The 22167-nt window shown below is 73.7% G+C and carries 23 protein-coding genes; 15 read left to right on the plus strand and 8 right to left on the minus strand.

Annotated features, from left to right (window positions below):
* Positions 1–2: 2 nt before the first annotated feature.
* Together VGN18_RS19285 and VGN18_RS19290 are read right to left on the minus strand one after the other, a co-directional pair.
* A complete protein-coding gene (locus VGN18_RS19285) occupies positions 3–947 on the minus strand; it encodes an alpha/beta hydrolase (RefSeq protein ID WP_327541349.1) in 945 nt (314 codons plus the stop codon).
* Positions 948–950: 3 nt separating this feature from the next.
* Positions 951–1400, minus strand: a complete 450-nt coding sequence (locus VGN18_RS19290; protein ID WP_327541350.1) for a phage holin family protein — start codon at positions 1398–1400, stop codon at positions 951–953.
* 155 nt (positions 1401–1555) lie between these two features.
* Between VGN18_RS19290 and VGN18_RS19295 the strand changes: the two genes are divergently transcribed.
* Positions 1556–2296 carry an oxidoreductase gene (locus tag VGN18_RS19295; RefSeq protein ID WP_327541351.1) on the plus strand — a complete coding sequence of 247 codons (741 nt, stop codon included), beginning with the start codon at positions 1556–1558 and terminating at the stop codon, positions 2294–2296.
* Positions 2297–2624: 328 nt separating this feature from the next.
* Here the strand turns inward: VGN18_RS19295 and VGN18_RS19300 are convergent, their stop codons facing one another.
* Positions 2625–3443, minus strand: coding sequence for an HAD family hydrolase (locus VGN18_RS19300; RefSeq protein WP_414655077.1), 819 nt, complete (start codon positions 3441–3443; stop codon positions 2625–2627).
* Between the two features lie 149 nt (positions 3444–3592).
* Between VGN18_RS19300 and VGN18_RS19305 the strand changes: the two genes are divergently transcribed.
* From VGN18_RS19305 to VGN18_RS19325, 5 genes are all read left to right on the plus strand, one after another.
* The gene (locus VGN18_RS19305) at positions 3593–4243 is read left to right on the plus strand and encodes a hypothetical protein (RefSeq protein WP_327541353.1); all 651 of its coding nucleotides are present in this window, start codon (positions 3593–3595) and stop codon (positions 4241–4243) included.
* Entirely contained in the window at positions 4240–5367 is a 1128-nt protein-coding gene (locus VGN18_RS19310) for a TadA family conjugal transfer-associated ATPase (protein ID WP_327541354.1), read from the plus strand. The genes VGN18_RS19305 and VGN18_RS19310 overlap by 4 nt, the downstream gene beginning before the upstream one ends.
* A complete protein-coding gene (locus VGN18_RS19315; RefSeq protein ID WP_327541355.1) occupies positions 5364–6185 on the plus strand; it encodes a type II secretion system F family protein in 822 nt (273 codons plus the stop codon). The genes VGN18_RS19310 and VGN18_RS19315 overlap by 4 nt, the downstream gene beginning before the upstream one ends.
* A complete protein-coding gene (locus tag VGN18_RS19320; RefSeq protein ID WP_327541356.1) occupies positions 6182–6889 on the plus strand; it encodes a type II secretion system F family protein in 708 nt (235 codons plus the stop codon). Before VGN18_RS19315 ends, VGN18_RS19320 begins: the two co-directional genes overlap by 4 nt.
* A gap of 161 nt (positions 6890–7050) precedes the next feature.
* Positions 7051–7290 (plus strand): hypothetical protein, encoded by a 240-nt coding sequence (locus tag VGN18_RS19325; RefSeq protein ID WP_327541357.1) that lies wholly within the window; start codon positions 7051–7053, stop codon positions 7288–7290.
* Positions 7291–7322: 32 nt separating this feature from the next.
* On the opposite strand, the gene VGN18_RS19330 is transcribed toward VGN18_RS19325, so the two are convergent.
* Complete coding sequence (locus tag VGN18_RS19330; protein ID WP_327541358.1) at positions 7323–8516, minus strand: acyl-CoA dehydrogenase family protein; 1194 nt, start codon at positions 8514–8516, stop codon at positions 7323–7325.
* Positions 8517–8719: 203 nt separating this feature from the next.
* Here VGN18_RS19330 and VGN18_RS19335 point away from each other — a divergent pair, with 203 nt between their 5' ends.
* From VGN18_RS19335 to VGN18_RS19345, 3 genes are read left to right on the plus strand one after another with little or no spacing between them, the layout of a single operon-like run.
* Positions 8720–8908, plus strand: a complete 189-nt coding sequence (locus tag VGN18_RS19335) for a DUF4244 domain-containing protein (protein WP_327541359.1) — start codon at positions 8720–8722, stop codon at positions 8906–8908.
* A 2-nt stretch (positions 8909–8910) separates the two neighbouring features.
* The gene (locus VGN18_RS19340) at positions 8911–9270 is read left to right on the plus strand and encodes a TadE family type IV pilus minor pilin (RefSeq protein ID WP_327541360.1); all 360 of its coding nucleotides are present in this window, start codon (positions 8911–8913) and stop codon (positions 9268–9270) included.
* Positions 9267–9638, plus strand: coding sequence for an Rv3654c family TadE-like protein (locus VGN18_RS19345; RefSeq protein ID WP_327541361.1), 372 nt, complete (start codon positions 9267–9269; stop codon positions 9636–9638). The genes VGN18_RS19340 and VGN18_RS19345 overlap by 4 nt, the downstream gene beginning before the upstream one ends.
* Before the next feature lie 8 nt (positions 9639–9646).
* On the opposite strand, the gene VGN18_RS19350 is transcribed toward VGN18_RS19345, so the two are convergent.
* Positions 9647–11995, minus strand: coding sequence for a DEAD/DEAH box helicase (locus VGN18_RS19350; RefSeq protein WP_414655076.1), 2349 nt, complete (start codon positions 11993–11995; stop codon positions 9647–9649).
* A gap of 106 nt (positions 11996–12101) precedes the next feature.
* Here VGN18_RS19350 and VGN18_RS19355 point away from each other — a divergent pair, with 106 nt between their 5' ends.
* The 6 genes from VGN18_RS19355 to topA all read left to right on the plus strand — a co-directional run bounded on the left by VGN18_RS19355 (position 12102) and on the right by topA (position 19955).
* The gene (locus tag VGN18_RS19355; protein WP_327541363.1) at positions 12102–12446 is read left to right on the plus strand and encodes an STAS domain-containing protein; all 345 of its coding nucleotides are present in this window, start codon (positions 12102–12104) and stop codon (positions 12444–12446) included.
* Positions 12447–12595: 149 nt separating this feature from the next.
* Complete coding sequence (locus tag VGN18_RS19360; protein ID WP_327541364.1) at positions 12596–14920, plus strand: sodium-translocating pyrophosphatase; 2325 nt, start codon at positions 12596–12598, stop codon at positions 14918–14920.
* A gap of 204 nt (positions 14921–15124) precedes the next feature.
* Positions 15125–16018: a hypothetical protein gene (locus VGN18_RS19365; protein ID WP_327541365.1), complete on the plus strand. Its 894-nt coding sequence runs from the start codon at positions 15125–15127 to the stop codon at positions 16016–16018.
* A 5-nt stretch (positions 16019–16023) separates the two neighbouring features.
* Positions 16024–16506 (plus strand): hypothetical protein, encoded by a 483-nt coding sequence (locus tag VGN18_RS19370; RefSeq protein WP_327541366.1) that lies wholly within the window; start codon positions 16024–16026, stop codon positions 16504–16506.
* 25 nt (positions 16507–16531) lie between these two features.
* Positions 16532–17125 carry a hypothetical protein gene (locus VGN18_RS19375; RefSeq protein WP_327541367.1) on the plus strand — a complete coding sequence of 198 codons (594 nt, stop codon included), beginning with the start codon at positions 16532–16534 and terminating at the stop codon, positions 17123–17125.
* 97 nt (positions 17126–17222) lie between these two features.
* Positions 17223–19955 carry a type I DNA topoisomerase gene (topA, locus tag VGN18_RS19380; RefSeq protein WP_327541368.1) on the plus strand — a complete coding sequence of 911 codons (2733 nt, stop codon included), beginning with the start codon at positions 17223–17225 and terminating at the stop codon, positions 19953–19955.
* Positions 19956–19972: 17 nt separating this feature from the next.
* On the opposite strand, the gene VGN18_RS19385 is transcribed toward topA, so the two are convergent.
* Genes VGN18_RS19385 through VGN18_RS19395 form a run of 3 tightly spaced genes read right to left on the minus strand, consistent with a single transcriptional unit; the run spans position 19973 to position 22054 of the window.
* Positions 19973–20194 carry a ferredoxin gene (locus tag VGN18_RS19385; RefSeq protein ID WP_327541369.1) on the minus strand — a complete coding sequence of 74 codons (222 nt, stop codon included), beginning with the start codon at positions 20192–20194 and terminating at the stop codon, positions 19973–19975.
* Complete coding sequence (locus VGN18_RS19390) at positions 20187–21416, minus strand: NADH-ubiquinone oxidoreductase-F iron-sulfur binding region domain-containing protein (RefSeq protein WP_327541370.1); 1230 nt, start codon at positions 21414–21416, stop codon at positions 20187–20189. The genes VGN18_RS19385 and VGN18_RS19390 overlap by 8 nt, the downstream gene beginning before the upstream one ends.
* Positions 21413–22054 carry a hypothetical protein gene (locus VGN18_RS19395; RefSeq protein WP_327541371.1) on the minus strand — a complete coding sequence of 214 codons (642 nt, stop codon included), beginning with the start codon at positions 22052–22054 and terminating at the stop codon, positions 21413–21415. The genes VGN18_RS19390 and VGN18_RS19395 overlap by 4 nt, the downstream gene beginning before the upstream one ends.
* Between the last annotated feature and the right edge of the window lie 113 nt (positions 22055–22167).

Consider the following 22167-nt stretch of genomic DNA (forward strand, 5'->3'; position numbering starts at 1 on the left):
GTTCAGTGCTGCTTGGCCCAGCGGATCAGCTCGCCGCTGACGAACTCGGGTATCTCGTTGTGCGGGAAGTGCCCGACACCGTCGAGCACGCGCCACTCGTACGGGCCGGTGACGTACTGGCCCGAGCCCTGCGCCGTGGCCGGCAGGACGCAGGTGTCGAAGTCGCCGTGCAGGTGCAGCACCGGCGCCGTGATCGGCTGACGCATCGACGAGGCGTACCGGCGCCCGTCGGCCCGGAACACCGAGCGCAGCATCCAGCGGAAGTGCTCGGCGGCGCAGAACGAGACCGGGTGGATGCGCATGGCCTCGGCGTAGCGCTCGACGTCGGCGACGTAGCCGGGGGTGCCGCGCCAGCGCGGCCCGGTCCAACGGTCGTAGAGCCGGCGGACCCAGCGCGAGTCGCTGGAGATCAGGTTCTCCGCGCGACGGGGCACCTGGAACGTCCGTAGCGCGTAGGCCGAGGCGTGCCGCTGGGCCGCGCCCGCGCCGGGACGCAGCGCGGCCCGCATGCGCAGCGGGTGCGCCGCTCCGAGGACGACGATGCTGCGCACCACGCGCGGGTGCCGGGCCGCGATGGACCAGGCGAGCGTGCCGCCGACGTCGTTGCCGACGATCATCGCGTCGGCCTCACCGAGCGAGGTGACCAGAGCGGCCATGTCCGCGGCGAGGGTGGGCGTGTCGTAGCCGCGCGGCGGCTTGTCGCTCGCACCGTAGCCGCGCAGGTCGACCGCCACCGCCCGGTAGCCGGCGTCGGCGAGGTCGATCAGCTGCTGGTGCCAGCCCCACCAGAACTGCGGGAAGCCGTGCAGCAGCAGCACGAGCGGGCCGGTGCCGAGCTCGGCCACGTGCAGGGCGATGCCGTTCGCGCGCACCGTCCGGTGCGTCCAGGGTCCCTCGACCAGGACGACGGCGCTGTCGGGCGCGCCCGGAAGCGGGCCGAATCCCAAGGCTCAGCCGTGACTTCGCAGGTAGGCAACGGTTTCCTTCGACGTCGAGATCGTGCGCGCCGGTGCCTTGACCTTCTTCACCTTGCGGTAGCCGAGGAAGGCGAGCGCGCCGACGACGACGAGCTGCAGCACGAACACGATGAGGAACGCCAGCCAGCGGGAGAGGCCGAGGGCGGCGATGCCCTCGGCGAGCGTCAGGAAGCCGAAGGTCAGCGAGAAGATCAGGACGACCGCGGCGGCGCCGAACATGCCGATGCCGACACCGGCGTTCTTCACCGACGAGCGCAGTTCGAGCTTGGCCAGCTCGATCTCGCTGCGGATCAGGGTCGAGAGGTGCTCGGACGCGTCGGACACGAGCGAACCGAGGCTGGGCTCGGCGGCGTGCCGGCCGGGGGCCGACGGGTCAGCGCTCACGTTCGGCGTCGGGGTCGTCGGCTGCAGCGGGACCGTCACGGATCGGCTCCTTCGGCGAGGAAAGCGGTGTCCCGGTCGGGCGGGCACGGACCGCAGGTTGGTCGAATCATTGCAGCCTGCCCCGGCGGGTGCACTCGATCACCCCCGTGCGCCGTGTCGAGGGGCCCGGCGCCGGTGGTGGTTACTGTCGCCTCGTGCCCTCGGATCCGCTCGCGCCCCTGCTCGATCTGCCGCGGGTGTCCGACGCCGTCGCCCGCACCCGAACCGCGGTCGACGCGCTGCTGGGCAACCGCACGCTGCGGCGCAGCTCGGCCGACGTGTCGGCGGAATCCTCGCTGCGCGGCGCGTGGGCCTCGGCCTGGCTGTCCGGACGCGAGGTGGCGCTCGACGACGTGCGCTCGGGCGCGCTCGCGAGCGACCCGGTCGTGCAGGGCGCGCTGCGGGCCCAGGCGGCGGTGCCGCAGCTGACCGACACGTGGACCCGGGCGCCGCGGCAGGCGCTGGCCCGGCTCCACGCGGTGGCCGCCGCCGACCTGGTGAGCGACACCGACGAGCTGGGGCGTCCGACCGCCGAGGCGGCGCCGCGACTCGACACGCTCTCCGAGGTCCTCGGCCTGACGACCGCGCCGGCCGTGGTGGTCGCGGCGATCGTCCACGGCGAGTTGCTTGGGCTGGACGCCTTTCCGCCGGTGTCGGGCATCGTCGCCCGCGCCGCGGTGCGGCTGACCCTGGTCGAGCGCGGACTCGACCCCAAGTCGCTGGTCGTCATCGAGGCCGGGCACCGGGAACTCCACTCGTCCTACGAGGCGGCGCTCGCCGAGTACCGCAGCGGCACGCCCGACGGCATCGCGCGCTGGATCGTGCACTGCGCCGACGCGCTCGTCGCGGGGGCGCGCGAATCGACGGCGATCTGCCAGGCGATCGCCCGCGGCTGATCGACCCGGTCAGCCCCCACAAAAGCGACGGCGCCGCTATGAAGGCGGCGCCGTCGGGCACGGCCGGACGGGTTACCAAGCGTGCCCTGTGCGGAAGGTCAGACGCGGTCCTTGGTCACCGGCGGTCCTGCTGCCGGTTCTCGCAGTCCCTCGTCGACTCACCTGTGCGTGGTGGGATCGCCGCGTGGGTGCCTGTTCGTCCGTGCTGGACTACGTCCGCTGGGGGCTGGACCGCCATGACGTCCGTTGTCCTTGACCTAGATGCAACCCCCGTCGCGGCGAGAGCACAAGGGACCTTCGGCGTGTCTGGAGATTGTGGCGCGGACGCTCAGGCTCGGGAGGCGCGGCGGCGCGCCGAGTACCAGACCAGCCCGGCGGCGGCGACGCCCGCGCCGACCACCGTTGCCGCGGTGACCGGATGCTCCGGGCGGAAGCCGGAGATGCGCTCGCGCAGCGGCACGGCGTTGGAGAACGTGAGCAGCGGCCACTGCCGCTCGGCGGCGATCTTGCGCAGGGCGCGATCGGCGTTGACGGCGTAGGGGTGGCCGACGGACTCGAGCATCGGGACGTCGGTGGCCGAGTCGGAGTAGGCGTAGCTGCCGCTGAGGTCGTACCCGCGCTCGTCGGCCAGCTGCAGTACGGCGACGGCCTTCTCGGGGCCGTAGGTGTAGCGCTCGATCTCGCCGGTGTAGTGCCCGTCGGCGACGACCATGCGGGTGGCGACGACGTGATCGGCGCCGAGCATCGCGCCGATCGGCGTGACGACCTCCTCGCCCGAGGTGCTGACGATGACGACGTCGCGCCCGGCCGCCTTGTGCATCGCGATCAGTTCGACGGCCTCGTCGTAGACGATCGGGTCGATGATGTCGTGCAGGGTCTCCGACACGATGTCGCGCACCTGCGCGACGTCCCACCCGGTGCACATGCTCGTCAGGTAGGCCCGCATGCGTTCGATCTGGTCGTTGTCGGCGCCGGCGAGGGCGAACATGAACTGCGCGTAGGCGCTGCGCAGCACGGCCCGACGGTTCAGCAGCCCGTTCTGGTAGAACGGCCGCCCGAACGCGAGCACGCTCGACTTGGCGATGATCGTCTTGTCGAGATCGAAGAAGGCCGCGGTGCGACCGGCTGGTGCCACGTCGCCGAGGATACGGATCAGGTCGGGACGCGGCGCGGCGGCGCAGGCTGTCAAGTCCGTCGTCCACAGGCATCGGCGTCGTCCACAGATCAGCTCGGGACGACTCCGGGCGATCCGATCCGGGGTTGGCTCGCGGCATGCGGGGGCGAAGCAGTAGCTCGGTGATCGGGGTCGTGGGCGGGTGCGGCGGCGTCGGGGCGTCGACCTTCGCGGCCGTGCTGGCGCTCGTGGCGGCGCCGGCGTTGCTGGTGGACCTCGACGTCAACGGGGGCGGCGTCGACGTCGTGCTCGGGGTCGAGCAGGCATCCGGCGCGCGGTGGTCGGGCCTGCGGTTGGAGGGCGGCCGGCTCGATCCGGCCGCGCTGGCCGAGGGGCTGCCCCGGGCCGGGCCGGTGCCCGTGCTGGCCGCCGACACCGCTGCCCTCGATCCGGCCGCGGTGCTGCAGGTGCTCGACGCCGCGGGCGCGCTCGGTGTTGTCGTGCTGGATCTGCCCCGCGCCGCCTGCCCCGAGAGGGAGGCCGGGTTGCTCCGGTGCGACCTCGTCGTGGTGGTCGCCCGCGCCGACGTCGCCGGCCTGGTCGCGGCCCACGCCACCGTCTCGGCGCTGCCGGAGCTCCCGGTCGGGGTCGTCGTGCGGCGGGGCGGGGTCGAGGCCGCCGGGGCGGCGCGGCTGGTCGGCGCGCCGCTCCTCGGTGTGCTCCCGGCGCTCGCCGGTGGCCCGCTGACGATCGACCCGGCCCGTCCGCCGCGCTCGATCGCGCGCGTGGCGGCTGGTGTGCTGACGGGTCTCGAGGCCCGGACGGTCGCATGAGCGAGCTCGCGGACCGCGTGCGGCGACGGCTGGTCGTCGAGGGCAACGGCGCCCTCGCGGCGGCGGTACGGGCCGAGTCCGACGGCATCGTCGACGACGCGGTGCTGGCCCGGCTGCACGGCGACGTCGACGCCGAGTTGCACGGGGCCGGGCTACTCGAACCGCTGCTGGCGCTGCCCGGGGTCACCGATGTGCTGGTGAACGCCCCGGACTCGGTGTGGCTCGATCGTGGTCGGGGCATGGAACGGACGCCGGTGACCTTCGCCGGCGAGGGCGCGGTCCGGGCCCTGGCGCAGCGGTTGGCGGCGACCGCCGGCCGCCGGCTCGACGACGCGATGCCCTTCGTCGACGCCGTGCTGGCCGACGGCACCCGCCTGCACGCCGTGCTCCCGCCGCTGGTTGCCTCGACCGCGCTGTCCCTGCGCGTCCTGGCCCGGCGGCGGCACGATCTCGCGTCACTGGTGGCTCTGGGCGCGATGGCGGCCGAGATCGCGGCCGTGCTGCGCGGGATGGTCGTCGCCCGCCTGGCCGTCGTCATCGCCGGCGGCACCGGCACGGGCAAGACAACCTTGCTGGGCGCGCTCCTCGGCGAGGCCGCCGCGCGCGAGCGGCTGCTGCTGATCGAGGACTCCCCGGAGCTCGTTGTCGACCACCCGCACGTGGTGCGGCTCGTGACCCGCGGGGCGAACGTCGAGGGCGCGGGGGCGGTCGGGCTGCGCGAACTCGTGCGGCAGGCTCTGCGCATGCGCCCCGACCGGCTGGTGGTCGGAGAGTTCCGCGGCGTCGAGATGATCGAGTTGCTGGTCGCGCTGAACACCGGGCACGAGGGCAGCGCCGCCACGCTGCACGCCAACTCGGCGGCCGACGTGCCGGCCCGGTTCGAGGCGCTCGGGGCCCTGGCCGGGCTGGCGGCCCCGGCGGTGGCGAGCCTGGTCGGCAGCGCGATCGACGTCGTCGTGCAGCTGCGCCGCGACGGTGCCGGCGTCCGCACGGTGGCCGAGATCGGCCTGCTCGACCGCGTCGGCGATCGGCTGGTCGTGGCGCCGGCGTGGACCGCGGGCCGGGGCGAGGGCGAGGCGGCCGACCGGCTGCGAGCGGCGCTGCACGAGCGAGGGGTGGCATGACCGCGACGACGTGGTGCGCGCTCGCGGCGGCCCTGCTCGTCTCGGTGCTGCCCTCGCCGGTCCGGGCGCGAGCCGACGACCTGGCGGTGCGGGGTCGGTTGGTCGGGGTCGGCCGGGCGCGGCGGCGGTACGGGATGCCGGCGCGCGTGCGGCCGGCGGGCATCGGCGCGGCGGCGTTGCTGTCCGCTGTCGTCGCGGTGTCGGGCGGTCCGGTGCTGGCCGGCGCGGCCGCGGCGGTGCTGGCGGTTGCCGGGGTGTTCGGCCGCGACGCGCTGCGTCGGCGCGCGGCCGAGAGGTGGCAGCGCAGCCTCTTGACCGCCCTTCGGGTGCTGGTCGGCGAGCTGGAGGCGGGGGCTGGGCTTGCCGGTGCGCTGGCCGCCGCGGCGACGGTCGGCGGCCCACCGGCCGCGCGGTTCGGGTGGGCGGCCGAGCTGGTCGCCCGCGGCGACGATCCGACGGCGGTGTTCGCGCCGGTCGGCAGCGGGGACGAGCTGCGCGGCATCGCGGCGGCGTGGCGGGTGAGCGACGTCACGGGGGCGGCGCCGGCGGCCGTGCTCGAGCGGGTCGCCCGTGACGTCGCGGCCGCGGACGACCGGCGGCGGGCGGTCACTGTGGCGCTGGCCGGACCCCGCTCGTCGGCGCTCGTGCTGAGCCTGCTGCCGGTGGTCGGGATCGGTCTCGGCGGGGCGATGGGGGCCGATCCGATCGCGTTCCTGATCGGTGCGCCCGTCGGCCGGTTCCTGTGCGCCGCCGGGGTGCTGCTCGACCTGGCCGGGCTGCTGTGGATCCGCTCCCTCGTGCGGCGGGCCGAGCGGTGACGCTCGCGTGGTGCCTCGTGGCGATGGCGCTGCTGGTGCTGGCTCCTCGGCCGGCGGCGGTCGGGCACCGTCGCGCGATCACCCCGGCGGCCGCGGCGCCGCCGAGCCGGACCCTGCTGTGGGTCGGCGGCATCGCGACGATCGCGACGGCCTGCCTGCTCGTCGCCGGCCCGGTGGCCGGCGGGGCGGCCGCGCTGGTGATCGCGCCGCTCGCCGCCGCCGCGCTGCGACGAGGGCGAGCCCGTCCGTCCGCCCCGCGGGTCGATCGCGCCCTGCCGCTCTACCTGGATCTCGTCGCCGCGGCGTTGCGGGCCGGGCGCCCGCTCGCCGAGGCACTGGTGATCGCCCTCCCGGCGGCGACCTCACCCACGGCCGAACCGATCGCCCGGGTGGCCGGACTGCTGCGGCTGGGCGCCGAACCGGAACAGGCGTGGAGTGCGGTGCCGCGCGACGGCCCGCTCGGCGCAGTGCGCGCGACGGCCGTGCGCAGCGCGTCGAGCGGGCTGCGGCTGGCGGCCGGGTTCGAACGCCTGGCGAGCGACGTGCGGGCCGAGCTGGCCACCGCGGCCACGGCCCGGGCGCACCGGGCCGGGGTCTTCTCGATGGCGCCCCTCGGGCTCTGCTTCCTGCCCTCGTTCGTGTGCCTCGGCGTGATCCCCGTCGTGGTCGGTATCGCGCGTACCGCGCTGGGGGTGATGCCCTAGTCCGGCGGGCGTGCGCGGCCCGGGATCCGAATGCCCTAGGTAGCTCGGCAACCGCTCGGGGTGTCCCTACGCAGGGGGAGTGGGCAAAGTCCCGATGTGGGCGGTGGGCCCTTAGGACGAACGTTCTCCATGTCAACGAAGCACCAGTCCTGGAGGACATCATGACCAGCCCGTTCCTCACCGATGCGATCGCCCGCGAGCACGTCAACTCGATGCTCGAGGAGGCCGCCACCGGCCGCGCCGCTCACCGGGTCGCCCGCGCCCGCCGCCGCGAGCGCCGCGCCGCCCGTCAGTCCGCCCGCGGGGAGGCGGCGTTCGCGTCGCGTCCCGCGGGGGTGGCCCGCAGCTTCGGCCGTCCGGTCGTCGCGTTCCAGCACTGGCTGGCCGCGGGTCAGCTGTGATCGGCCGCCGGCATGGGTAGCGACGGCTCGGATCAGGTGAAGGCGCTGATGTCGGTGATGTCCCGGCCGGCGATCAGCGTCTGCATGGTCTCCGTCCCCTCGAAGGTGTGGATCGCCTCTATGTCGAGCATGTGCCGGATGACATGGAAGTCCAGCAGTACCCCGTTGCCGCCGAGCAGGTCCCGCGCCTCGGCGAGCACCGTTCGCGCCTTCGAGGTGTTGTGCAGCTTGGCCAGGCCGGCGAGCGTCGGCGCCAGCGCCCCCTCGGACGCCAGCCGCGCGGTCTGCACGCAGTAGAGCTGCATCGCGGTCACGTCGGCCAGCATGTGCACCAGCCGCTGCTGAACCAGCTGGAAGCTGGTGAGGGACTTGCCGAACTGCTGCCGTTTCGCCGCGTAGTCCATCGCCGCGTCGAAGCCGGCGACCGCGTGGCCCAGCGCCATCCACGCGCACAGCTGCCGGGTGGCGACCAGCACCTCGGCGCAGTCGTCGAACGAGTTCGCGCCCGGCATGCGGTGCGCCTCGTCGACGCGCACCTCCGTCAGCTCGATCTCGGCCTGCCAGACCGCGCGCAGCGACCCCTTGCCCTCCATGACCCGAGCACGGAAACCCGAGGTGCCCTTCTCCACGAGGAAGCCCTTGACCTGCTCGTCCTCGGCGTCGCGGGCCCACACGACGACGACGTCCGCGATCGTGCCGTTGCCGATCCAGCGCTTCGACCCGTTCAGCACCCACGAGTCGCCGTCACGCCGGGCCGACGTCTCCAGCCCCACGGAGTCCGAGCCGTGCTCGGGTTCGGTCAGGGCGAACGCGCCGATCTTGTCCAGCCGGGCCATCGGCGGCAGCCAGGTCTGCTTCTGCTCCTCCGAGCCGCAGGCCGCGATCGAGCGCATCGCCAGGCCGGACTGCACGCCGACGAAGGTGCCGAGGCTGCCGTCGCCGCGGTGCAGTTCCATGTGGATCAGCCCGGCCGACAGCGGATCGATCGACGGGCAGCCGTAACCCTCGATGCCGTCGCCGATGATGCCGAGGCCGGCCAGCTTCTCGACCAGGGGCCACGGGAACTCGGCCCGCTCCCAGTAGCCGTTGATCACCGGCAGCACCTCGTGGTCGACGAACTCGCGGGTGCGCACCAGGTAGCTCAGCTGGGTCTCGTCGAGCTGCTCGCTGAGCTTGAAGTAGTCGGTGTGCCGGGAGGCCCCGATGCCGAGTCGCAGGTCGTCCACGGGGCTGCCTCCTCCGGCGGCCCGAGCGGCTGCCCTGCCGCCGACACTACGGACGAATCCGACAGGGCGTCCGGTCGGCGACGGGCACGGTCCACTACCGGACGCCTGCGACATTCCTCGCCGGGCTGTCCACAGGCGCCGGTCCCGTCCACAGATCGCGAACGCGACACCCGCCGGCGGCCGCGGATCGACAGGCTTCGCTCATGACCTTTCTGAAGCGAATCGTGCGGCGGGTCCGCGCGGGTGTCGATGCCGGGATGTCCACCGCCGAGTACGCCGTCGGCACGGTTGCGGCCGTCGGGTTCGCCGTCGTGCTCTACAAAGTGGTGCGCAGCCCGGCGGTGTCGTCGGCCCTCACCTCCATCGTGCAGTCGGCCCTGCACGCCATCTGACGATGCGGCCCCGGAGCGATCGCGGCATGGTGACGGCCGAGCTGGCCGCCGCCCTGCCGGTGCTGGTGGCCCTGCTCGCAGTGGCGTTGACGGCGGTCTCGGTCGTCGCGGCCCGGGTGCGGCTGCAGGACGCCGCCCGTGAGGCCGCTCGGGCGGCCGCACGCGGCGATCCGGCGACCGGGCTGCGGTTGGCGCGGGAGTCGGCACCGGGCGCGACCGTCGAGGTCGGGCGGGGCGGGGGCGCGGTGACGGCGGTCGTGCGCTCCACCGTGCACCCGCTCGGTCAGTGGCTGCCGGCGTTCACGGTCAGCGAGCGAGCGGTGGCCGCCCTCGAGCCGACGGCCGCGGCGGTCGGGCCGTGATCGGCCGGGGCGAGCGCGGCTCGGCGTCGATCTGGGTGCTGGCCGTGTCGAGCCTGCTCCTCGTGGTGGCCGGGGTCGTCACGGTGCGCGGGCTGGCCGTGCTGGCGCGCCACCGCGCCGAGTCGGCGGCCGACCTCGCGGCCCTCGCGGCCGCGGCCCGTATCGGTCTCGGCGGCGCGCCGTGCGCGGCGGCCGGGCCGATCGCGGCTGCGAACGGGGCCGGGCTGCGCTCGTGCGCGGCGCACCTGTCGGCCGACGGACGGAGCGGCGAGGTGCTGGTCCGGGTGGTGCTGCGGGCCCACCTGCCCGGTGTCGGCGGGCGCGAGGTCGTCGCCTCGGCCCGCGCCGGGCGGGGAGGGCTGCCGTGACCGGCCGGTCAGGCCGGCGGGTCCGCCTCGGCGTCGGGCGGCGCGAGGTGGGTCAGCACCAGGTCGAGCAGGTTCACTGCCCCGGCCTTGTCGAGCGGCTCGTTGCCGTTGCCGCACTTGGGCGACTGCACGCACGAAGGGCAGCCGCTCGGGCATTCACACGCCGCGATCGCCTCGCGGGTCGCGGCCAGCCAGGCGGCGAGGGCGTCGTGGCCGCGCTCGGCGAAGCCGGCGCCGCCGGGGTGCCCGTCGTAGACGAACACGGTCGGCTCGCCGGTGTCGGGGTGCAATGCGGTCGAGACCCCGCCGATGTCCCACCGGTCGCAGGCGGCGAACAGCGGCAGCAGCCCGATCGCGGCGTGCTCGGCGGCATGCGCCGCGCCGGGCACCAGCGTCTGGTCGAGGCCGATCTCGTCGAGCGCCGGCTGCGGCACCGAGTACCAGACCGCGGCGGTGCGCAGTTGGCGGGCGGGCAGCTCCAGCTCGGTCTCGTCGATCAGCTCGCCGGTGCCGAGGCGGCGGCGCACGTAACTGACGACCTGATTCGTGACATCGACGGTGCCGAAGGAGACGGTTACCGGGCCGTGGCGCCGGCTGCTGCGCGCGCCGACGATCGCGATGTCGGTGACATCGCGGGCGGCGGTCGACCACGGCGGGTCGTCGGCGCGCACGAGGGCGACAACGGCGTCCAGGTCGAACTGCTCGACGACGTAGGTCCGGCCCTGGTGCAGGTAGACCGCGCCGTCGTGGACGGTCGTGTGCGCCGCCGCGCCGTCTACGGTGCCGACCAGCGTGCCGGTCTCGGCGTCGACGACCGAGACGGGGCCGCCGCCGGTACCGCGAATATCGGCCTCGGGGCGCTCGGAGCGGGTCCAGTACCAGCCCGCCGGCCGTCGCCGCAGCGCGCCGCGGCGCACCAGCTCGTCGAGCATGGCGGTGACCCCGGCGACGTCTCCGAACGCGCCGACCTCGTCCGGGCGGATCGGCAGCTCGGCCGCGGCGCAGCACAGCTGCGGGGCCAGCACGTACGGGTTCTCGGGGTCGAACACGGTGGCCTCGACCGGCCGGCCGAAGACTGCCGCCGGGTGGTGCACGAGGTAGGTGTCGAGGGGGTCGTCGCGCGCCACGAAGACGACCAGGGCCTGCGCGCCCGACCGCCCGGCCCGCCCGGCCTGCTGCCACAGCGAGGCGAGCGTGCCGGGGTAGCCGGCGAGCACCACCGCGTCGAGGCTGGAGATGTCGAGGCCCAGCTCGAGCGCGTTGGTCGCGGCGACGCCGAGCAGCTCGCCCGACGACAGCGCGGCTTCGAGCACGCGGCGCTCCTCGGGCAGGTAGCCCGCCCGGTAGGCGGCCACCCGCGGTACGAGCTGGTCCAACCCGGCCTCGGTCAGGTGTCGCGCGGCGGTGAGGGCAGCGAACTCGGCACCGCGGCGCGAGCGCACGAAGGCCAGCGTCCGGGCGCCTTCGACGACCAGGTCGGCCAGCAGCCGCCCGGCCTCGGCCCCCGCGGCCCGCCGCACCGGCGCATCGTGCTCGCCCCGTAGGGCCGTCAGCGGCGGCTCCCAGAGGGCGAACACGGTAGATCCGTGCGGTGAGGCGTCGTCCGTCACCGCGGTCACCGGCCGTCCGATCAGCCGGGACGCCGACTCGGCCGGCGTCGACACGGTGGCCGACGCGAGCACGAAGGTCGGGCTCGACCCGTACTGCGCGCAGACCCGCTGGAGGCGCCGCAGCACCTGGGCGACATGCGATCCGAACAGCCCGCGGTAGCTGTGGCACTCGTCGATGACGACGTAGCGCAGCCGCCGGAAGAACGGGGCCCAACGGGCGTGGCCCGGCAGGATCCCGCGGTGCAGCATGTCGGGGTTGGTCAGCACCCAGTTCGCGTGCGCCCGGACCCAGTCGCGCTCGTCGCGGGGGGTGTCGCCGTCGAACAGGGCCGGGCGCACGGAGGGCAGCACGAGCGAGGAGAGCGTGCGCAGCTGATCGGCGGCCAGTGCCTTCGTCGGTGACACGTACAGCACCCGGGACCGCTCGTCGTCGACCAGCGCGGTGAGGCCGGGCAGCTGGTAGGCCAGCGACTTGCCCGAGGCGGTGCCGGTGGCCACCACGACCGAGCGACCGGCGCGGGCCAGCTCGGCCGCCTCGGCCTGGTGCGCCCACGGGGCCGACACCCCGCGGGCGACGAGGCGGTCGCGCAGTACGTCGGGCACCCAGGCGGGCCATTCGACCGGGCGGCCGGCCCGCTCGGGAAGCTCCTCGACGTGCGTGACCGGCGATTCGCCCGGCGGTGTGCCGAGCAGCAGGCGGTCGAGCAGGTGACGCATCCCCGCATCCCTCCCGGTCGCCTGTGGCATGCTGGCCGAGGCGGTCGCAGGTGGCCGCCGCACTGGTGGATCGTGTCCGAAGTCGACCCCCCGACAGTGCCAGAACGCCGACACGAACAGGGCAGGTGGAATCCGCGTGGAGCTCTCGGTCTCGCATCCGAACGACAACGGCGCGCCCGTCGTGGCCGTGCACGGCGAGGTCGACGTCTACTCGGCTCCGGCCCTGAAGGAGCAGCTCACCCAGTTGCTGCAGTCGGGCGCGAATTCGGTCGTCGTCGATCTGTCCGGGGTCGCGTTCCTCGATTCCACCGGTCTCGGCGCGCTCGTCGAGGCCCGGGCCGCCACCATCGACGCCGGCGGTTCGCTGGCTCTGGTGTGCAGCCACGAGCGCATTCTCAAGCTGTTCACCATCACCGGGCTGGACGGCGTGTTCGCCATCCGTCCGACCGTCGAGGCCGCGCTCGAGGCGCTCTCGGCCTGATCCTTGCGTCACCCGGACCCGATGGGCCGGTGTGGCGCGGGCTACACTCCGGCGGTCGGCGCCCGGGTACTCGATCACCCAGGCGCGTCTTCATGTCGCCGATCGCGCATCGTCGTCGCGCGGTCCCGTCACAGACCTAGGGGAGTTGCATGGCCTCGCACGTATTGGCTGCAGAACCGGGCATCAGTTCCGGCGAGCGCGGGGCGGTGGCGGTGATCGGCCTGATCGCCATCGCCGCCCTCGTCTTCGCCTACATGCTGGTGAAGGAGGTGCTCAAGGCCGACCAGGGCACCCCGAAGATGCAGGAGATCGCGAAGGCGGTGCAGGAAGGCGCCCGCGCCTATCTGAACCGCCAGTTCCGCACGCTGGCCGTCTTCTCGGTCATCGTCTTCGTCCTGCTGCTGGTCCTGCCGGTGAACCACGGCGGCTTCTCCGTCCAGTTCGGCCGCGCACTGTTCTTCGTCGTCGGCGCGATCTTCTCCGCCTCGGTCGGCTACATCGGCATGACCCTCGCGACCCAGGCCAACGTCCGCGTCGCCGCGGCGGCCCGCGGCGGCGGCCGCTCGACCGGCTTCCACATCGCCTTCCGCACCGGCGGCATCGTCGGCATGCTGACCGTCGGTCTGGGCCTGCTCGGCGCCAGCGTCGTGCTCTTCGCCTACAACCAGAACGCCCCGACGGTGCTCGAGGGCTTCGGCTTCGGTGGCGCCCTGCTCGCCATGTTCATGCGTGTCGGTGGTGGCATCTTCACCAAGGCCGCCGACGTCGGCGCCGATCTCGTCGGCAAGGTCGAGGCGGGCATCCCCGAGGACGACCCGCGCAACGCCGCGACGATCGCCGACAACGTCGGCGACAACGTCGGTGACTGCGCCGGCATGGCGGCCGACCTCTTCGAGTCCTACGCCGTGACCCTCGTGGCCGCGCTGATCCTGGGCCAGACCGCCTTCGGCGCGAAGGGCCTGCTGCTCCCGCTCATCATCGGCGCGGTCGGCATCATCAGCTCGGTCGTCGGCATCCTGACCACCAAGCTGCAGGAGAAGGACCGCAACGGCCTGGTGCCGATCAACCGGGGCTTCTTCATCACCGCCACCGTGTCGCTCGTGCTCGTCGCGATCGGCGCGTTCACGTTCCTGCCGAGCAACTTCAACGACCTGAAGGACCACGTCGCGGGGGCCACCGGCAACCCGGCCGTCATCGCCTTCGTCGCCGTCCTCATCGGCATCGTGCTGGCCGTGCTCATCCAGCAGCTCACCGGTTACTTCACCGACACCGTCCGCCGCCCGGTCAAGGACGTCGCCGACACCTCGCTCACCGGCGCGGCGACGGTCATCCTGTCCGGCATCTCGCTCGGCCTCGAGTCGGCCGTGTACTCCGCGGTCCTCATCGGTGCCGCCGTGTTCGGCGCGTTCCTGCTCGGTGGCGGCAGCACCTTCGTCGCGCTCTACGCCGTCGCCCTCGCCGGCTGCGGTCTGCTCACCACCGCCGGCGTCATCGTCGCGATGGACACCTTCGGCCCGGTCAGCGACAACGCCCAGGGCGTGGCCGAGATGAGCGGCGACATCGACGAGCTGGGCGCCCGCGTCCTGACCGACCTCGACGCCGTCGGCAACACCACCAAGGCCATCACCAAGGGCATCGCGATCGCGACGGCCGTGCTCGCCGCGACCGCTCTGTTCGGCTCGTTCAACAAGGCGGTCCAGGACGCGCTGGCGGCGGTCACGAACCCCGGCAACGTCGGCAAGCTGACGCAGCTGTCGTTCAGCCTCGACCTGTCGCAGCCGAACAACCTGTTCGGCGTGATCGTCGGCGCCTCGGTCGTGTTCCTGTTCAGCGGTCTCGCGATCAGCGCCGTCGGCCGCGCCGCCGGCCGGGTCGTGTACGAGGTCCGCGCGCAGTTCCGCGACCACCCCGGGATCATGGACTTCTCCGAGAAGCCCGACTACGCCCGCGTCGTCGACATCTGCACCAAGGACTCGCTGCGCGAGCTGGCCACCCCCGGCCTGCTGGCGATCTTCGCCCCGATCAGCATCGGCTTCCTCGTCGGCATCGGCCCGTTGGCCGGCTACCTCGCCGGTGCGATCAGCGCCGGTGTGCTGATGGCGATCTTCCTGGCCAACTCCGGTGGCGCCTGGGACAACGCGAAGAAGATGGTCGAGGACGGCGTGCACGGCGGCAAGGGCACCGAGGCCCACGCCGCCACCGTCATCGGCGACACCGTCGGTGACCCGTTCAAGGACACCGCCGGTCCGTCGATCAACCCGCTGATCAAGGTCATGAACCTGGTCGCCGTGCTCGTCGCGCCCGCCGTGGTGAAGCTGACCGTCGGGGAGAACTCGTCGGTCGGCCTGCGGATCCTGGTCGGCGTCGTCGCGTTCGCCATCATCGCCGCCGCGGTCATCGTGTCGAAGAAGCGTCAGGTCTCCATGGGCGACGCCCCGGCGTCGGAGGCCACCCCGGCGGCCCGCGCCGCCTGATCCACCCCGCTCACCCGGCGGCCCCGACCACCCGGTCGGGGCCGCCGTCGGCGTTCGGCGGTGCTGATCCGGCTCTCACGTCGGAGCGCCCGTTCGCGCCGTCGCGCATCGGTTGGTCGGGCTGAGAGCATGCTGGCAAACTGGCGCGCGCACGACTCGTCCTCGGACCCGGGGGACGGACGTTTCCGGACGGAGCCCACGGCGATGACTGACTACCCACCCCCGCAGCATCCGGGTCAGCCGGAGTACGGATCCGAGCAGTCCGGCGGTGGCTACGGCCAGCCCGGGAGCGCGGGTCAGCCGGGCTACGGCGGCCAGCAGCCGGGCTACGGCCAGCAGCCGGGCTACGGTCAGCAGCCGAGCTACGGCGGCCAGCAGCCGGGCTACGGGCAGGGTCAGCCGGGCTACGGGGGTCAGCCGGGTTACGGACAGCCGGGCTACGGGCAGGGTCAGCCCGGCTACGGGCAGCCGGGCTACGGTCAGCCCGGGTACGGCCAGCCGGGTTACGGGGCTCTGGCCGGCCCCGGCGGCTACGGCCCGCCGCCGAAGAGCAACAAGAACATGATCATCGCGGGCCTCGTGGCCCTCATCGTCATCGCCGCCGGCGTCGTGGCCGTGCTGCTCCTGACCGGCAACGACGACAACAAGAACGTCGCGGCCTCGGGCGCGGCGCCCTCGCCGACGCTCCCGTCGCTGTCGTCGAGCGCCGACTTCCCGTCGGCCTCGAACGTCCCGAGCGAGTCGCTGCTGCCGTCGGACTCGTCGATCCCGTCGGACTCGCTGAGCATCCCGACATCGGCGCTGCCCGGCCGCTACTCCAGCGCGAACGGGGCCGGCTTCGCCTACTTCGTCGAGCTCGGCGCGCACGACCTCAGCGGCCTGAAGAAGCTGGCCTGCACCGGCACCCTGATCAAGCTGACGCAGGACGAGATCGACAAGGTCACGTCGTCGCACCCCGACGGCATCGCCAAGGTGACCGGAACGGACGCGACGATGTCGGGCACCGTCGGCGCCAACGACGGCAGCACCGCGACGATCATCGCCGTCCTGCGCCAGGAGAGCGACGGCTGGTGCCTGGCCAAGACCCAGGTCGGCTGACCCGGATGGGCCCGGCCTGGGAGCCGAGCGCCTACGCCGAGGTGAATCGCCGCCCCCGGCTGATCGCCGCCGCCGTGGCCGCCGTGGTGGTGGCCGGCGGGATCGGCGCCGCCATCGCCCTCGGCGGGAGCGACGGCCCGGCCCGGCCGGCGCCGAGCGCCACCGCGCCGACCGCCCCGCCGGGCGCGATGCCACTGGCGAAGCGGGCCGACCCGGAGAAGGTCGGGATCGCCTTCTTCGCCGACATGCAGGCCCACAGCCTGCCCGGTCTGCGCTCGCTGGTGTGCAGCGAGCAGCAGGTCACGCTCACCCAGGCCGTCCTCGACACCATCCGCTCGACCCTCGAACTCGACGTCCAGCGGGCGCCCTCGACGGCGCAGGTGACGGGCCACGTGTTCTTCCAGGACGACAACCTGGAGACCATTACGCTCTTGCTTCGCCGGGAGGGTGCTACCTCCTGGTGCGTGTACAGCTCGGAGCTGGCCTGAGAGAGAACCACGAGGGGAGGACGGCATGACCCAGTTCTCCCTGTTCGGGGCCGAGGCGGCGACGCCGACCCTCGACGATCTCGAAGGCCTCCTGCTCGCCGGCGCCCAGTGGGTGCGCTCGGCCGCCGGGGCCCGGCTGTCCGTCGTTGTCGCCGACCGCTGGCGCGCGGACGCGCTCGCCGCCGAGTTCGTCCGGCGCGCGGTCGGCGGGGCCGACGCGGTCGTCGAGTCCGCCGGCGGTTTCGGGGTGCGCACCGCCTTCGCCCCCGACCTCGTCGCGCTCGCCCAGCGGTGGACCCGCGGCGCCAACCAGGGCCTGCCGGCCGGTTTCCAGCTCGGGGCGGCCGGACTGCGGCTGTGGGCGATCGCGGCCGGCCGGGTCGACGACGTCGGCTACCTGCTGGCGACGGCCGAACCGGACGACCCGATCCACCAGGCGGCCGGGGCCCAGCTCTCCCGGCTCGGCGTGGCGGCGGTGTCGCTGGCCCAGCGCGGCGGCCCCGGCTGGCGGGTCACCTCGGCGCGGCGGCTGCGGCGCCTGGTCGAACTGCTCGGCGCCGCCCCGGACGGCGGGGCCCGCGAGTGGCCGGTCTCCTCGGTACCCGGCGTGGGCGGCTGAGTTCCGGCAGGCGTTCCGAACCACCCGGTTGCGCGTGTCCTGTACCGTCCGCGGCGACGGGGGTGACCACCCTCGGTGACGAGCGCAGGGAGCTGACGTGGCGGGAAAGTCGGGGCAGACGGGCACCAGATTGGTGATCGTCGAGTCGCCGGCCAAGGCGAAGACGATCGGGGGTTACCTCGGCTCGGGCTATGTCGTCGAGGCCTCCATCGGGCACATCCGCGAGCTCCCGCCGAACGCCGCCTCCGTCCCGGCGCAGTACAAGGGACTGCCCTGGGCCAACCTCGGCGTCGACGTCGACAACGATTTCGAGCCGCTCTACATCGTCAGCGCCGACCGCAAGCAGCAGGTCACCAAGCTCAAGGCGCTGGTGAAGGACGCGAGCGAGGTCTACCTCGCCACGGATGAGGACCGCGAGGGCGAGGCCATCGCCTGGCACCTGGTCGAGACGTTGAAGCCCAAGGTGCCGGTGCGCCGCATGGTGTTCCACGAGATCACCCCGAGCGCGATCGCCGCCGCCGTGAACAACCCGCGTGACATCGACACCTCCCTCGTCGACGCCCAGCGCACCCGCCAGATCCTCGACCGGCTCGTCGGCTACGGCGTCAGCCCGGTGCTGTGGAAGAAGGTGCTGCCGGGGCTGTCCGCCGGCCGCGTGCAGTCCGTCGCGACCCGCATGGTGGTCGAGCGCGAGCGCGAGCGGATGGCGTTCCACAAGGCCGACTACTGGGACGTCGTCGGCACGTTCGCGCCGGCCTCGCCCAAGCCGAACGACCCCGAGACGTTCACGGCCACGCTCGTCAGCGTCGACGACACCCGCCTGGCCACCGGCCGCGACTTCGACGCCGCCACCGGTCGCGCGCCGTCCAACGTCCTGCACCTGGACGAGGCCGGGGCCCGCGGCCTGGCCGCCCGGCTCGCCGGCCGCGCGTTCGCCGTCCAGGGCGTCGAGGAGAAGCCGTACCGCCGGCGTCCGTACGCGCCGTTCATGACCTCGACGCTGCAGCAGGAGGCCGGCCGCAAGTTCCGCTGGTCGGCCCAGCAGGTCATGCGCACGGCCCAGCGGCTGTACGAGAACGGCTTCATCACCTACATGCGCACCGACTCGACCAGCCTGTCGGAGACCGCGCTGACCGCCGCCCGGTCGCAGGCCCGCGAGCTCTACGGCGATGCCTACGTGCCGGCCGAGGCCCGCGTCTACACCCGCAAGGTGAAGAACGCCCAGGAGGCGCACGAGGCGATCCGCCCGGCCGGCGACTCGTTCCGCACGCCCGGGCAGGTGGCCAACCAGCTGTCGTCGGAGGAGTTCCGCCTCTACGAGCTGATCTGGCAGCGCACCCTGGCCTCGCAGATGTCCGACGCCGTCGGCACCACGCTGTCGATCCGTCTCGGTGGCACGTCGGCGTCCGACGAGTCGGTCGTGTTCACCACCAGCGGCCGCACGATCACCTTCCCCGGCTTCCTGCGCGCCTACGTCGAGGACACCGACGACAAGGGTGAGAAGGACGACGCCGAGAAGCGGCTGCCGCAGGTCACCCGCGGCGACGCCCTCGACCCGCGCGAGTTCGACCCGACCGGCCACACGACCTCGCCGCCGTCGCGCTTCACCGAGCCGTCGCTGGTCAAGGCGATGGAGGAGCTCGGCGTCGGCCGGCCGTCCACCTACGCCTCGATCATGCAGACGATCCAGGACCGCGGGTACGTGTGGAAGAAGGGTCCGGCCCTCGTCCCGACCTGGACGGCGTTCGCGGTCATCGGCCTGCTCGAGTCCTACTTCTCCCGCCTCGTCGACTACGGCTTCACCGCCTCGGTCGAGAACGACCTCGACGACATCGCCAGCGGCGGGCGCTCGCGGGTCGAGTGGCTGACCAAGTTCTACTTCGGCTCGGGCGATGCCGCCCCGGCCGACTCCGAGCGCATCTCGGCGCAGGGCGGTCTGAAGCGGCTCATCGCCGCGCGCCTGGAGGAGATCGACGCGCGCGGCGTCAACTCGATCCCGATCGGCAACGAGGGCGTCGTGGTGCGGGTCGGTCGCTACGGGCCGTACCTGCAGAGCGGCACGGGGGACTCCGAGCGCCGCGCGTCGCTGCCCGACGACATCGCCCCCGACGAGCTGACCCCGGAGAAGGTCGAGGAGCTGCTCAACGCGCCGTCCGGCGACCGGGAGCTCGGCCAGACCGCCGACGGCCGCGAGGTCACCGCCCGCTCGGGCCGCTACGGCCCGTACGTCAGCGACGGCGAGAAGTCGGCGTCGCTGTTCAAGACGATGTCGCTCGACACGATCACGCTCGCCGACGCCGAGAAGCTGCTGACGCTGCCGCGCGTCCTCGGGCAGCTCGAGAACGAGGACGTCACCGCGCAGAACGGCCGCTACGGCCCGTACATCAAGAAGGGCACCGACTCGCGCTCGCTCACCAGCGAGGACGAGCTGTTCACGGTGACCCTGGAGCAGGCCGCGGCGCTGCTGGCCCAGCCGAAGCAGCGCGGTCGCCAGGCCGCCGCCGCTCCGCCACTGCGCGAGCTCGGCAAGGACCCCATCTCCGAGAAGCCGATGGTGATCAAGGACGGCCGCTTCGGCCCCTACGTCACCGACGGCGAGACGAACGCGTCGCTGCGCAAGGGCGACTCGATCGAGGAGATCACCGACGAGCGCGCGTCCGAGCTGCTCGCCGACCGTCGCGCCCGCGGCCCGGCCAAGAAGGCTCCGCGCAAGGCGGCCAAGAAGGCGCCGGCCAAGAAGGCCGCGACCAAGAAGACGGCCGCGAAGAAGGCCGTGGCCAAGAAGGCGCCGGCCAAGAAGGTGGCGAAGAAGGCGACCGTCGACAGCTGAACCGCGATACCTACGTATCAACGTTCGAGCGCGACGGCCGCCTCGTCGAGGAACAACGCCTTGTGCGGGCAGGCGCGCACCGCGGCGCGGGCCTGCCGGGCCGATCGCTCGTCGAGCGGGCCGCTCGTCACGATGGGGTAGCCCCAGCGATCGATCCGGACGATGTCGGGGGCGAGATGGGCGCAGATGCCGACGCCGTCGCAGGCGATCGGATCGAGCCGCAGGCGCGCGTCAGGCATGGCGGCACCGTCCGTGCAGGTGCTCGTCGACCTCGGCGGTGAAGACCTCGAGCGCGGAGGTGACCATCCGGGCCGCGCCGTCGGGGTGATGGCAGGCGCCCCGGCCGCGCACATCGGCGACGAAGCTCCGCACCCGATCGGCCTCGCGCCGGTGCCGCCGCCCGCCCTTGGCGAGCGCGGCCATCGAGTCGGCGATCGCGTCGAGCCCGAACAGGCACGGGCCGCACTGCCGGGCGCTGCTGTCAGCGAGGAAGCGGGCGATCGCCGCCGCCCGCGCGATGCCGCAGCGTCCGTCGGGCAGCACCTCGATCACGCCGGCGCCGACCGAGACCCCGGCCGCCCGCAGCGCGGGCTCGTGCAGGGGCAGCCGGGCCGCGTCGGCCCGGCTGAGCCAGCTGCCGCCGTAGCCGCCGAGCAGCACCGCCTGCACCGGGCGGTCGCCGCTGCCGGCCCGCGCGGCGTCCAGCACCGACCAGTTCGGCCCGGCTTCGAGCACGACGATCGCCCCGGGGCCACCGACGCTGACGAGCACCGACTCGGCCGGCTCGATGCCGCGGGCGACCAGGCCGATCCGGGCGAGGGTCTCGACGTTGTGCACGAGCACCGCGCGGCCGTCGCGCCCGCCCCGCGCGAGTGGCACGCGACGGAACGTCGGCAGGGCCGGCCCGCCCGCGAGCCCGCGCACCACCGCGCTGGTCTCGCCGGTCAGGTAGTGGTCCGGGCCGACGGCGAGGCGCAGCGCGACATCGCCGGCCGGACGCTCGGCGAGCGCCCGCGCGACCGCCGAGCGGGCCGGGTGGTCGCCCTCGTGCAGCCAGATCACGGCGTCCTCGGCGTCGAGGGCCTCGGCCGCGCTCGCCAGCCCGTCCAGGACGAGGTGGGGCCGCAGTTCGAGCAGGGCGGTGTCCTTGCGGCTCAGCGGTTCGCCCTCGGCGCCGTTGGCGACGACGGTGACCGGTCCGGTGGCACCCTGCGCGGCCCGCCACTTGCGGGCCGCCGGGAAGTGCCCGCCCCCGCGGCCGGTGAGCGCGAGGCGTTCGAGGTCGGCGATGAGGTCGTCGGCGTCGCGCTGCGGCCGCGGGCCGAAGCGCCGCAGGTGGGTGCGCAGCGAGTCGGGCTCGAGGTCGGTGAACGCGCCGCCGTGGCCGCCGAGATAGCGAACCTCGTGCTCCAGCAGCGGCACCGACTCGTCGTTGCGGCGCAGCCGCAGAGGGGCGTTCATCGGGCCACCCGCCGGCCGGCCGTGTATCGCGAGGCGGCGAGGACGAGCGTGAGCACGCCCGTGCCGATGTACAGGGCGAGCAGGGCCGGGGTGTCGCCGCCGGCCAGCACGCCGTGCAGCCAGATCAGAACCAGCGAGGCGGCAGCGACCTTGTGCAGCGGCCACCAGAGCCGACGCGGCAGCCGGCCGGCGGCGGCCGCGGTGACCCCGGCGAGCACGCCGGTCCAGACGCCGATCAGCCCGAGGGTGACGCCGGCCGGACGGTAGGTCGAGCGCATCGGCAGCAGCGTGCCCCACCAGCCGACCCCGGCGTAGCGGTCGGTCGCGAGCACGACCACGTGCAGCGCGGTGAAGCCGAGGGTGAACAGCGCGAGCGCGATGTGGGCCCGGATGCGGGCCGGCGTCGAGCCGCCGAGCCGCGCCCGCGCCGGGTGCGACAGGACAAGCCCGAGCCCGACCAGCGCGACCAGCAGCAGGTAGGCCGCGACCCCGGCCGCGCGGCCGATGATCCACGGCGCCATCCGGTTGCCGGCCACGTGCTCGAGGGCCGAGCCCACCACGTACCCGCTCACGCCGAGGCTGAGCCCGGCGCCGGCGAGAGCCAGGGCCGGCCGCCGACGCCGGACCACAGCGGTCATGAGCGAGCTCCGCGAGTGAATGACCCATAGGTGTGGCCTTCGGCGGCCGGAGCGCAGCGGAGGGCGGTCATGAGCGAGCTCCGCGAGTGAATGACCCATAGGTGTGGCCTTCG

The sequence above is a fragment of the Jatrophihabitans sp. genome, assembly GCF_036000465.1.
Lineage (GTDB): Bacteria > Actinomycetota > Actinomycetes > Mycobacteriales > Jatrophihabitantaceae > Jatrophihabitans.